The 11,952-nt window shown below is 48.4% G+C and carries 11 protein-coding genes, 2 tRNA genes and 1 other annotated feature; of the genes, 7 read left to right on the top strand and 6 right to left on the bottom strand.

Going from position 1 to position 11,952, the window contains the following annotated elements:
- Positions 1-9 precede the first annotated feature (9 nt).
- Together LSE01S_RS07910 and LSE01S_RS07905 are read left to right on the top strand one after the other, a co-directional pair.
- A tRNA-Met gene (locus LSE01S_RS07910) sits at positions 10-83 on the top strand.
- A 5-nt stretch (positions 84-88) separates the two neighbouring features.
- Positions 89-162 (top strand) — tRNA-Asp (locus LSE01S_RS07905).
- A gap of 85 nt (positions 163-247) precedes the next feature.
- On the opposite strand, the gene LSE01S_RS07900 is transcribed toward LSE01S_RS07905, so the two are convergent.
- Together LSE01S_RS07900 and LSE01S_RS07895 are read right to left on the bottom strand one after the other, a co-directional pair.
- Positions 248-1,480 (bottom strand): DUF2075 domain-containing protein, encoded by a 1,233-nt coding sequence (locus tag LSE01S_RS07900; RefSeq protein ID WP_061777097.1) that lies wholly within the window; start codon positions 1,478-1,480, stop codon positions 248-250.
- Positions 1,481-1,546: 66 nt separating this feature from the next.
- Positions 1,547-2,134 carry a hypothetical protein gene (locus tag LSE01S_RS07895; protein ID WP_061777096.1) on the bottom strand — a complete coding sequence of 196 codons (588 nt, stop codon included), beginning with the start codon at positions 2,132-2,134 and terminating at the stop codon, positions 1,547-1,549.
- Positions 2,135-2,253: 119 nt separating this feature from the next.
- On the opposite strand from LSE01S_RS07895, the gene LSE01S_RS07890 reads away from it, so the two are divergent.
- From LSE01S_RS07890 to LSE01S_RS07880, 3 genes are all read left to right on the top strand, one after another.
- Positions 2,254-2,994, top strand: a complete 741-nt coding sequence (locus LSE01S_RS07890; protein WP_061777095.1) for an MBL fold metallo-hydrolase — start codon at positions 2,254-2,256, stop codon at positions 2,992-2,994.
- Positions 2,995-3,194: 200 nt separating this feature from the next.
- A complete protein-coding gene (spxA, locus tag LSE01S_RS07885) occupies positions 3,195-3,608 on the top strand; it encodes a transcriptional regulator SpxA (RefSeq protein WP_061777094.1) in 414 nt (137 codons plus the stop codon).
- Between the two features lie 140 nt (positions 3,609-3,748).
- Positions 3,749-4,474, top strand: a complete 726-nt coding sequence (locus tag LSE01S_RS07880; RefSeq protein WP_061777093.1) for an adaptor protein MecA — start codon at positions 3,749-3,751, stop codon at positions 4,472-4,474.
- An 85-nt stretch (positions 4,475-4,559) separates the two neighbouring features.
- Here LSE01S_RS07880 and mnmM read toward each other — a convergent pair whose 3' ends face one another.
- Positions 4,560-5,126 carry a tRNA 5-(aminomethyl)-2-thiouridylate-methyltransferase MnmM gene (gene mnmM, locus LSE01S_RS07875; protein ID WP_061777092.1) on the bottom strand — a complete coding sequence of 189 codons (567 nt, stop codon included), beginning with the start codon at positions 5,124-5,126 and terminating at the stop codon, positions 4,560-4,562.
- Entirely contained in the window at positions 5,127-5,765 is a 639-nt protein-coding gene (locus LSE01S_RS07870; protein WP_061777091.1) for a phosphatase PAP2 family protein, read from the bottom strand.
- Between the two features lie 127 nt (positions 5,766-5,892).
- Positions 5,893-6,093: a binding site (T-box leader), on the top strand.
- A gap of 70 nt (positions 6,094-6,163) precedes the next feature.
- Between LSE01S_RS07870 and leuS the strand changes: the two genes are divergently transcribed.
- Entirely contained in the window at positions 6,164-8,593 is a 2,430-nt protein-coding gene (leuS, locus tag LSE01S_RS07865; RefSeq protein WP_061777090.1) for a leucine--tRNA ligase, read from the top strand.
- A gap of 232 nt (positions 8,594-8,825) precedes the next feature.
- Here the strand turns inward: leuS and LSE01S_RS07860 are convergent, their stop codons facing one another.
- Both LSE01S_RS07860 and LSE01S_RS07855 read right to left on the bottom strand, forming a co-directional pair.
- A complete protein-coding gene (locus LSE01S_RS07860) occupies positions 8,826-9,590 on the bottom strand; it encodes a flavodoxin family protein (protein ID WP_061777089.1) in 765 nt (254 codons plus the stop codon).
- Between the two features lie 160 nt (positions 9,591-9,750).
- Entirely contained in the window at positions 9,751-10,071 is a 321-nt protein-coding gene (locus LSE01S_RS07855; protein WP_061777088.1) for a hypothetical protein, read from the bottom strand.
- A 238-nt stretch (positions 10,072-10,309) separates the two neighbouring features.
- Here LSE01S_RS07855 and LSE01S_RS07850 point away from each other — a divergent pair, with 238 nt between their 5' ends.
- Positions 10,310-11,950 (top strand): putative polysaccharide biosynthesis protein, encoded by a 1,641-nt coding sequence (locus LSE01S_RS07850; RefSeq protein WP_061777087.1) that lies wholly within the window; start codon positions 10,310-10,312, stop codon positions 11,948-11,950.
- Positions 11,951-11,952: the final 2 nt, after the last annotated feature.

Here is an 11,952-nt window from a genome sequence, read left to right as displayed (position 1 = left end):
TTATATTATCGCGGGATGGAGCAGTCTGGTAGCTCGTCGGGCTCATAACCCGAAGGTCGCAGGTTCAAACCCTGCTCCCGCAATTTTTGGTCTGTTGGTCTAGTTGGTTAGGACGCCTCCCTGTCACGGAGGAGATCACGAGTTCGAGTCTCGTACAGACCGTCATTTGGAGCCATCCAGACTGGATGGCTCTTTTTTGTGCTTAAAGGCCCTCATCACAAAACTGTGATGGGGGCTTTGGCGATCCCTAAAGGTGACCAGTTTGCAGGTAGTGGCTTAGCTTGGCATCATGGGCAAAGAGATAGAGGCCTTTGACACCACGCTTCATTAAAACGTTAATGGAATTGAGAATAAGCTGTTGTTTGATCCGTTTAATTTCGGTGGGATCGGTTAGGTCTGGACGCTTCTTGAATGCTTCAATGTCCGTATACCGGTCCAGATGGATGGCTAGTTGTCCGGTATTTGACAGACTAATGGGTGGGCCTAAAATGACCCCCACGTAATTAAGGTCGAAGCCCTGGCAGGTGTAAATGGACCCGACTTCGTTGACCGTTTCGGGTAGTTCGGCCCACGGGGTGTGCGTAAAATTGTATTGGTCCCACGGAAGGTGGAAGTGACCTTCATTGATATAATGGCGACCACCGTCCAAGGTTGACGGATAACCAGAGGTTGCCACGACTCGCGATAGGCCGACGGAACGATTGCGATCAACCACTTGCTGACGCATCTGCTCGGCATCGGCAAAGACCCGTAAGTCGTAGTGGTTCCCGCCATCAGGCAGGGGGTGCACGTGTCCATGTGTAAAGTCGTTGATCCATTGGACCAAGTCATCGCTGGCGTGCATTCGAAATTGATGTGTCAGACGATAACTAACGTGAGGATAAGGGGCTAGGAGTCTTTCTAACCGACTCTCCGTCCAGAAACTCTTAAAACGCAGAACCTGTGTCTCGTCGAAGACTAGGATGATGACCTTGGCCTGGGATAGCAGGGACTGTAATTGATTTGTACCATAGAAATTATTATAGTGATCGGCCTGTGACAATAGTAGGTGTGCTTCATCAATCACCAAAATATCGGCATGAGTTTTCCCGTGTTCGAGTTGGTTAATTAGGCTGGTTGGCCGCTGAAAGTCCTTCTTCAATAAGTGGGGCTGGTTTCCTGCAATTTCCCGATAGACCTTCAAGATTTCTGGATGATTAACTAAGAAGTAATTCTGAGTGCCCTTCAATGGACTGGTAGGGTCAATTCGTGCGGCTTGTTGGATTCGTTTGAAGAGGTGAGTCAAGACGACACTCTTACCGGTACCCGCGTCTCCATAGACCGTAAAAATGGCGGGTTGTGACTCATTGATATGGGTCGTTACGAATTGTTCAATATTTTGGACCAGTCGAGCCTGTTCGTCTGTGAGTGGCAGATCGGGAGACACTTTGTGGATTGCTGCATTTGAAGCTCTTCTTGGCAAGTTACAGCCACCTTTCATTTAATGAATATTCTAATTGTAACTCAAAAGGTGTCAAATTAAAAAGTCTACCGTGAGTGGGTAGACTTAATCTGAATGGTGGGGATTAGAATGGTCGGACGACTCGTTGTCGGCCGCATTTTTTTGAGCATCTGAGTCTTCCTCCGCTGTATCCTCATCTTCATCTTCTTCGACGGGAACATGGTAGACAGCGAAATGAAATTGGTTGTTCGTCGTGGCGTACTCTCGCAAGAGGTCGAAGTCATTCGACTTGCGCCAACGTTCATAGTCGTCCTCAGCGACCCAGGTTGTCAGGACCACATAATCCGTAGCTGGTTTTTTCTTTTGCATGAGTAGCATGGCGGTCATACCAATCGGTAAGACTTTCTTGAGCCGCTGACCAAGTTTGGCCGTGAAGACTTTGGCCTGGTCGGCGTCTAGGGTGAAGAAACAGTACGCGAAGTAGTCCTGTTCGTCTAGCGTACCTTGCTGTGCCAGGACTCGGTAGGTAAAGGGACTCACGAAGACACTACGTCGGTCGGACAAGTCAACTAACTGTAGATCGTCTTCGCCCGGGCCACGGGTAAATAGAACCATGTGTCGTTTGCTATACACATCAATTAAGTGAGTTAATAACGACTCACTGCCGTAGGTTACAGAAAATTGGCGCCGCAAGTGGACCACTTCCTTTTGAATGTTTACATCTATTATACGAGATTAATGCGCAAACCCGAAACATTTACACGTGACGGGTCGGGCGCTACACTTAACCTATTGATAGAAAGGGTGATTGGATGGAATTGACTATTTTAGGCTGCTACGGTGGTTATCCGGCTAATGGTATTGGAACCAGTAGTTACTTACTAACCAGTGGGGATTATCATTTGTTGCTTGATTGTGGTAGTGGGGCTTTAATGGCGTTAGAGAAAGTCCTGGATCCACTGCAACTGGATGCGGTGTTACTCACACACTATCATCATGACCATACGGCGGACGTGGGTGTGCTGCAATATCTGTGGCAACTCAAATCAGGTGTTCGTCGTGAGCCCATGTTACCAATCTATGGTCACGCGGCCGATCCCCTAAATTTTGGCAGCTTAACCTGGCCAAATGCAACCACGGGGATCGCCTATGATCCGACAAAGCCACTGAATCTGGGCCCATTTCGCATCGAGTTTCTCATGACGGAACACCCAGTGCCAGCCTATGCACCGCGCATAACAGAGCGATCAACCGGCCATTCGTTAGCGTTTACAGCAGATACGCGTGATTTTGCCGGTCTGATTCCGTGGGCCCACGAGGCGGATTGTTTATTGGCTGATACGAACTTCTTTGCCGACCATGAGGGCCCGGCCTGGCATTTAACGTCGATTCAAGCAGGAAAGTTGGCCCGGAAGGCGCAGGTTAACCAATTATTGCTGACTCACTTACCGCAGACCGGGTACTTGGGTGAACTACGAGATGAGGCAGCGAGTGTCGCGGGTCATGACCTGCCAGTGGCAGTCGTTCGGCCTGGTAAAGTATATAAAATCTAATAGTTATAATTAGCAATTAATAAATGATGTGCAAAAGATTGATTGGCAAAACGATGTTCATATGACGCATATATGTCAACTGATAGTCATATTGGATGAAATTGTTTATCAAGTTTTTTGCTCATTTTGACTATCTTTTTTCTGATTTTCAGGTATAATGGGGTTATTAAATCATTTATACCACGAAGGGAAGGGAAAATATGACAGTCATGTTGTATACGTCACCTAGTTGTACCTCATGCCGCAAAGCGCGGCTCTGGTTTGAAGCGCATGGGATCGCTTATCATGAAAAGAATATCTTTACTGACCCTTTGACGGTCGATGAGATTAAGTCCATTCTCCGATTAACGGAAGATGGTACGGAAGAAATTGTTTCAACCCGTTCAAAGGTCTATCAAGGACTTACTCAGGACCTCAATGATATGCCATTGAAGGATCTGTATAAGCTGATTCAAGCACACCCAGGAATCTTGCGCCGACCGATTATGGTCGATGACAAGCGTCTGCAAGTAGGGTTCAATGAAGAAGAAATTCGTCGGTTCCTACCTAGAGACGTTCGGGCACTCGAATTGCAACGGGCCCAACGACTTGCGAATGGTGGAACTGCAGTCTAATTAGTTGCATCTGACTGGATTTGTGAGAGAATGTTACTTGCAGTCCAGTTTTTTGGTATGATTACTTTACAACTAGATAAAATCGACTAGAATAAATATCAAGGACGATACCCAAAACCCAAGAGAAAGGGGTGTTATTCATGGAAATGGAACGAATCAATGAGAATACGATTCGAGTGGTCATTGGTAATGATGACCTGAGTGAGCGGGGGATTACCGTTTTAGACTTGCTCGGGAATCATAAGCAGATTGAAGGCTTCTTCTATAGTATTCTGGAAGAGGTTGATGTTGACCATCAATTTCAAGACAACGATGCGGTAACTTTCCAAGTCTTACCTAATCGAAATGGTCTGGAATTGTTCATTAGTAAAAATGCGGACGACGATGCCGACGCAACTGATGACCAACAACCAGATGCCAGTGTCGATAGTGATCACCCCGATCAAGTTTCGGATCAGATTAAGGAGCACTTATTGGAAAAAGATGATCAAAAGGACTTCTTCACCGAAGTTAAATCAACAGCTGGTAACTCTAATGACATCGAAGACTATCTGAGTGATAGTGGTCAACCAACGGCGACGCGGGTAGCCCGCTTACACTCGTTTGAAGATATGATTAGTTTGGCGCGGGTTCTTCACGTTGAGAACGCCGCTTCCAATCTTTATCAATATAATGGTGATTACTACCTGGAGCTGGTCTTCTTTGTCAATGAGACCTCACCGGAATCAATCAAGGATGATATGGCCATTGTTTATGAATATGCCGATCGGACGAAGACCGCTGCGGCGGTGTTAGCTGAACACGGTAAATTATTGATGGACAACTCCGCGTTGGAATTGACGCGCTATCATTTCTTGAGTGACTAATTTAAGTTTGTCAGTTTTTGAGGCGTTCCCAAGTGGGGGACGCTTTTTTTGATCAAAAAAGCCATCCGCTAGGGGATGACTGGGCTTATCGGCGTTCAATTGCCAATAAGAACGGTGGTGTGTGAATCTGATTGATAAACCCGTACCGCAAAACTTGATAATCGTTTTGTGGCAATTGCTGGCAAAAGTCTAGGAGGGCCGAGCGTTCTAGCTTTCCACTCGGATGACCGGCATAGACAACTAGGATGATTCGGCCGCCGCGGGGGAGGTGGGGCAAGATTGCACGAACTGCCGTTAAGGTTGTCGCTGGTTTTGTCGTTAGATTTTTATCGCCACCAGGAAGATAGCCTAGATTGAAAATTGCCGCCGTGACTGAAGTTGTATCTGTAAGGAAATCCGCCACGTGTTCATGCCCAGTTTGATGCAGGGTTACCTGAGGGCCGAGGCCGGTGAGCAGCAATTGCTGTTGCGTGGCGGCGATGGCCGTTGCCTGTACATCAAAACCGATGACTCGGCCACTGGGCCCGACCAGATTGGCTAAGAAGATGGTGTCGTTACCATGACCAACGGTGGCGTCGACCACGGTGGCGCCTGGTCCCACGCATTCGGACAATAGATAATGGCTATAGGTTAAAGCATTGGGTAGATTCATTTATAGTTCATCTCCATAACGGGTAAGAAACCATTGGGTCACCGTCAATAGAACAAAACCCAGGGACCAACCAGCTAGGACATCGGATGGGTAATGGACCCCGACGTAGATGCGAGAGACTCCGATCAGAAAGATCCAGATACCCAGTAAAACCTGAACGACCACCAGGGCGCGAGGATGGCGAATGAGGATTTGGGGCAGGATCACCATTAGCGTTCCCCAAAGCAGCATTGCCGTGATGGAATGACCGCTAGGAAAACTAAACGAACTGGCGGCGACTAATCGTTCCACCGTGGGCCGTGGTCGTTGGACCAGGTGTTTTATGAAACTATTGCCGAGTCCCGCCCAAATTAAGACGTTGAAGGTGAGAAACAGGGCGCCGCGGTAGCGCTGAATGATGACTAAACCTGCGGCTAGGATGAGCGTGACCCAGGTAACGGGGTGTGGATTTCCCGATTTGGTCACGGTGATGATGAGCTGTTGAATCGCATGTGGTAAGGGCTGCCGGACCAGATGAATGATCGCCTGATCCAGTTTCCCCACCCAAGCCTGCTGACAGCTGACTCCTAGTAACAGCAGTATGAAAATGGCAGCCGCGAAAACGGTGAGCTGCCAGCGGCGTTTGGAAATAGTTGGCATAGTCTGCCCCCTTAAACAGTTAATGATAGAATTTAGTATAGCACAATGGTTGACTTCCGACCTTTTTTAGATACGGGCCCTTGCTTTTAATGGTGGGATTTGCTAAGATGAGAAACATCTAATTAAGTTTAAGGCGTTGATAAGAAGTAGTAGTGTGCGAAGGTATTCAGTAAGCGGATGGTTGCTGTGAATCCGTTATCCTAGCTCACGAACTTGTCTTGGAGCCTTTTCTGCCGCAAGGTGGGCGTTTGGCGACGTTATCAGCTGGAATGAGCCCTAGGATACGACTAGGGAAATGTAGGTGGTACCGCGTCACGACGCCCTGCAGAAGTCGAATTTTGGACTTCTGGGGGCTTTTTTTGTGGCTTGACTTGAAAAATATGAAGGAGCGATGACTTTTGGCCTATAATCACGACATAATTGAACGTAAATGGCAACATTTCTGGCGGGTAAATGAAACCTTCAAGACCAGCGATTCCCAGAGCAAACCTAAGTATTACGTCTTAGACATGTTCCCTTACCCATCTGGACAGGGGCTTCACGTGGGACACCCAGAAGGCTACACGGCAACCGATATCATGGCCCGTTTGAAGCGAATGCAAGGGTTCAACGTCTTACACCCAATGGGGTGGGATGCCTTCGGTTTACCAGCCGAACAGTACGCCTTGAAGACGGGACACAACCCTAAGGACTTTACCGCGCATAATATCAAGAACTTTAAGCGGCAAATTAAGTCACTGGGTTTTTCCTATGACTGGAGTCGTGAGGTTAACACGACTGATGAATCTTATTACAAATGGACGCAATGGATCTTCGAACAGCTTTACAAAAAGGGCTTGGCCTACGAAGACAAAATCATGGTTAACTGGGCCCCCGACTTCATGGGTGGGACCGTTGTGGCTAACGAAGAAGTTGTTGATGGTAAGACCGAACGTGGGGGTTACCCCGTATACCGTGTCCCAATGCGACAGTGGGTTCTACGGATCACGGCCTACGCCGACCGGTTGATTGATGACCTGGATGATCTGGACTGGCCCGAAAGTATCAAAGAAATGCAACGTAACTGGATCGGTCGTTCCGAAGGCGCTAGTGTCTTCTTCCCGGTCGCTGGGCAAGAGGATACCAAGATCGAGGTTTACACGACGCGTCCCGATACGTTATATGGGGCAACCTACATGGTTCTGGCACCCGAGCATGCGGCGGTTAAGACCATTACCACGCCAGAACAGGCCGATGCCGTCAAGGCTTACCAAGCAGCTATCGAGAGCAAGTCGGATCTGGAACGGACCGATTTGAACAAGGACAAGACTGGGGTCTTCACCGGGGCCTACGGGATTAACCCAATTAATGGGAAGAAATTACCGATTTGGATTGGTGATTACGTCTTGGCTTCGTACGGGACTGGTGCCATCATGGCGGTTCCAGGTCATGACGACCGTGACAACGAATTTGCGCAGAAGTTTCATTTACCAATCGTCCAAGTGATTGCCGGCGATGATGATACGGATGTTCAAACAGCTGCGTATACCGAAGACGGGGAACATATCAACTCTGACTTCCTTAACGGATTGAATAAGCAGGATGCCATCAAGAAGGCCATCGACTGGTTAGAAGAACACGATGCTGGCCACAAGCAAGTTAACTTCCGCTTGCGTGACTGGATCTTCTCTCGTCAACGTTACTGGGGTGAACCCATTCCCGTTATTCACTGGGAAGATGGTGAAACCACACTGGTTCCCGAAGACCAATTACCTTTGAAGCTACCAGCAGCTAAGCAATTGGAGCCCTCTGGTACCGGTGAGAGTCCATTAGCGAACCTGGATGACTGGGTCAACGTTGTCGATGAGAACGGGCGTAAAGGAAAGCGTGAAACGAACACCATGCCACAATGGGCCGGAAGTTCTTGGTACTTCTTGCGTTACATTGATCCCCACAATCCTGACGCCATTGCCGATGCCGACAAACTGAAGTACTGGATGCCAGTTGACCTATACATTGGTGGGGCGGAACATGCCGTTTTGCATCTGCTGTACGCGCGGTTCTGGCACAAGTTCCTCTACGATCTTGGCGTTGTTCCTACCAAGGAGCCTTTCCAGAAGTTGGTTAACCAAGGGATGATCTTGGGAACGAACCATGAAAAGATGTCCAAGTCTAAGGGGAATGTCATTAATCCCGATGAAATTGTTGAAAAGGATGGGGCCGACACGCTGCGTCTCTACGAAATGTTCATGGGGCCTTTGGAAGCTTCGAAACCCTGGAGTACCGAAGGAATCAATGGTTCTCGGCGTTGGTTAGACCGGGTATGGCGGCTCTTGATCGACGATAACAACCATTTACGTGATCGGGTGACAATGATTAACGATGGGTCACTGGATAAGATTTACAACCAGACCGTTAAGACCGTGAGCGAAGACCTGGAAGGCATGCGGTTTAACGTGGCCATTTCACAATTGATGGTCTTCGTGAACGAAGCATATAAGGCTGATAGTCTGCCGTTAATTTACATGGAAGGCTTCGTCAAGATGATCTCACCAATCGTGCCCCATATTGCCGAAGAACTCTGGTCATTAATGGGCCATGATGACAGTATCGCCTACGCTAAATGGCCAACTTACGACGAAAAGCAATTAGTCGAAGACGTGGTTGAGATGGTGGTTCAGGTTAACGGTAAGGTTCGAGCTCACCTGAAGGTTGCCAAGGATGCTGCCAAGGACGAAATCGAAGCGACCGCATTAGCTGACGAAACGGTTCAAACCCACACTGAGGGCAAGACCGTTCGTAAGGTGATTGTGGTGCCTGGTAAATTGGTTAACATTGTTGCTAACTAAAACAAATTAAACGAAAAGGTCGCCATCTCAACCAAGAGATGGCGACCTTTTTGAGTATACATGATCCGCTTTAAAGGGGCTGCTTCGTTTAATTGACGGTGCCGCCCAGTCGGAATGTGACTAGTGGTTATGCCACCGGCCACGGATGAAGCTGGCCGGGATAATGACACTAGTTGATGCCAGGCTGCTTACAATAGGGGGGTTACAGGCAGGTGTCCGTCTCTTCAGGGGACTAACGGCGACGATGTCGAACAAAGGTGAAGAAGTGGAGAATACTGGCTAGGAGGACATAGAAGATGACGACGAAGGTGGCGTAGGTTAACCAGAACTTACCTGCGGCGAAGACCCCAAACCACCAGGCTTGTAGCCCCATGGTGATGAGCGCCATCACGGCGATCATGGCGAATAATTCTATGTAGCGTTTCACGGTGTTATCATCCTTTCGTGGTCGATGAATAATTCTACGGCCCAGTCGTTGACATTCGGCCAGCTTATTTGGACGGGGCGCCTGCGTGCCCCAAGTGCCGGTCCCAACAAATTCCCCAACTTTGATGAGTCCGGCACCGGTCATGATGCGGTCAATTGTCACAAAGGTTTGATCAGTGATCCCCGTAAAGAAGTTGTCGAGACTACTGATGAAGCAAGTCGTCATACTGAGATAATGCTTATTTTGGTAGCGTCCCGGTAGGGTGTCGCCAATCGAATTCATTCGAACTAAACGAAAACGCATGCAGTCAAAGAATTGTTTCATCACACCGGCCATGCCGCCCCAATAGGTTGGGGCACAGATGATCCAAAGATCGGCGGCCGCCATTTTGGCTTCAATTTTGTCGAGGGCGGGACAGGACTGTTCCTTCGTATCCGGGTAGATATCGTAGTCTCGTAAAAAGACGGTTTCGACGGTGGCATCCGCGGGCAACTCGGCCAAAACAGCCGCTAAGTACTGAGCCGTAATGCCCGATTGTTCATGACTACCTAATAGTGCTAAGTATTGCAAATAAAACACCTCACAGTATCTATTGACACGGTGTTGAGCGAAGCAAATTACCGTCCAACACGTTCATCTATGAACTAGTTCTACAGGTTAAGTATAGCGCAGAAGCGTGATTAACCAAAAAATAAGCCCTCGCAGCCGGTGGGCTTCGAGGACTCGTTTGTTAAAGGATTTCGGTGAGAATTGCGAAGAATCGCTGTCGCATTTCATCTTCGTGACCGTTCTTAGATAGTTGATATTCCATGACATTCTTATCGAATTCTTGGAAGAAAACTTTTGCCATTGTGTGATAGTCGCTATCATTGGTTTGATCAATTCGCTTGAAACTACGCCAGGTCGCGTAAAGAACTTTAGCATCGGAGAGCGCCGCTAACTCTGGGAAGTGTTGTCGAATGGTCTTCGTCATCTTCACCACTTGTGTTGCCCGTTCCGGGGACATTTCCATCCGGGGTGCGGAAGTGGAACCAGCTGTTGCCTGCGTCATTTTGGCATTCCTCCTTGAATTAATAACTATACTTAACCTACTTCCAGCATACCACTGTTCCCGGGATCCGGTAAGAAAAGTGCGATAAAAGTCGACGCTTGAAAGGCTTTGTTACCAAAATCTTAACGGAATTCAAAATGTTCGGACAGAAAAGCTATGGTATAATGTTGGTTTGATTGGCCTGACAGCTGTCGGGCAACGGGATTTTGAAATTATTGAAGTGAAAGTAGGGTGTCAAATGGCGGCAAGGTCAGATCAGACTGGGAATCAAGTCAATGCGCAAGACCAAATGGTTGCTGGATCGGCGTGGATGACGGCGGGGAGTATCTTTTCCCGGATTCTCGGTGCAGTTTACATTATTCCTTGGAATATTTGGTTTGGAGCCTTTTATCTGCAAGGGAACGCTTTATACGGGAAGGGATACAACATCTACAGTTTCTTCCTGATTGCTGCGATTGCTGGGGTTCCTTCGGCAATTGCCAAGCAAGTGGCCCACTACAACGCTCTGAATGAATACGGGGTCAGTGTGCGACTCTATAAACGTGGCCTAGAAATTGCGGTGATCACCGGGATCTCCATTGCCCTGCTCATGTACTTTGGGGCACCACTCTTTACCGGTGGCGATGCGCACTTGATCCCAGTGCTTCATTCATTGGCTTGGGCCATCCTGATTATTCCCACGATGAGTCTGACGCGGGGGTATTTCCAAGGCTTCCAACAAATGGCTCCCTCCGCGCTTTCCCAATTTGCTGAGCAACTTATTCGCGTGGTCTACATGTTGGCGACGGCCTTTATCATCATGCGTGTCCTGCATGGTAACTGGGTGACAGCCGTTTCCCAATCGACCTTTGCTGCTGCAATCGGGGCAATGGGCGGGCTGTTAGTCCTGGGTGTTTATTACTGGCGTCGACGGCATCATTTCCGGGCATTGGTTGCTAACAGTAACAATGATCTCATCGTACCAGCTAACCAATTATATCGGGAAATTATTGCCCAAGCGGTACCGTTCATTGTCTTGGGTGCGGGGATTACCATTTTCCAATTGATTGACCAATACACTTTTGCACCGATCATGCACATGGCAGGGACCTATACGGATGCTCATCTGAACGACTTGTTCGCGCTGTTCGGCGTTAATGCCAATAAGCTCATCATGATCACCATTTCATTGGCCTCGGCTTTGGCCGTAACAGTGGTGCCACTTCTTTCGGAATCATACACGCGTGGGAATAAACAGGAAATTTCCACACAACTGTCTAATGCATTTTTGATGTTTGAATTTGTGATGATCCCCAGTGCTCTGGGGATGGCAGCTATCGCTCGACCATTAAACCTAGTCTTCTATGGTCGCTCCCATGAGGCCTTAGCGGCATCACTGCTGGCATTTTCATCGTATCTCTCGATTCTTTTGGGATTGTACACGGTGGTTGCGGCCTTGATGCAAGGAATTTCTCAGAACAAACGGGCCGTCCGGTACTTTGTGGTCGGAACGATTGTCAAATTTATTTTGCAATGGCCCTTGGTCTACTTCTTGGGGGCCTTTGGTCCGCTGATCGCCACGGCATTCGGGTTCACGGTCACGTGCTATTTGATTATTCATTCGCTTGATCAACAATTTAGTATCAATTTTGCCCATATTGCCAAGAAGACCAATGGGATCTTACTCACGTCTCTGGGAACCTTCGCCTTAGCCAAGCTAATTGCCTGGTTAGGGACTTTCCTAGGCAGCGAAGGCCGGGTCACAAACTTCCTCATTGTCATGGTGGCAGTGGTGATCGCGGGTTACTTCTACGTCTATACGGTCTTGAAAACCCGGTTAGCAGACACGATTCTGGGGCCCCGCATTGCTGGATTACGGCGGCGCCTGCACATTCATTAGGA

It is taken from the genome of Levilactobacillus senmaizukei DSM 21775 = NBRC 103853, assembly GCF_001592085.1.
Classification (GTDB): Bacteria; Bacillota; Bacilli; order Lactobacillales; family Lactobacillaceae; genus Levilactobacillus; species Levilactobacillus senmaizukei.
This window is presented reverse-complemented; position numbering and strand designations above follow the sequence as displayed.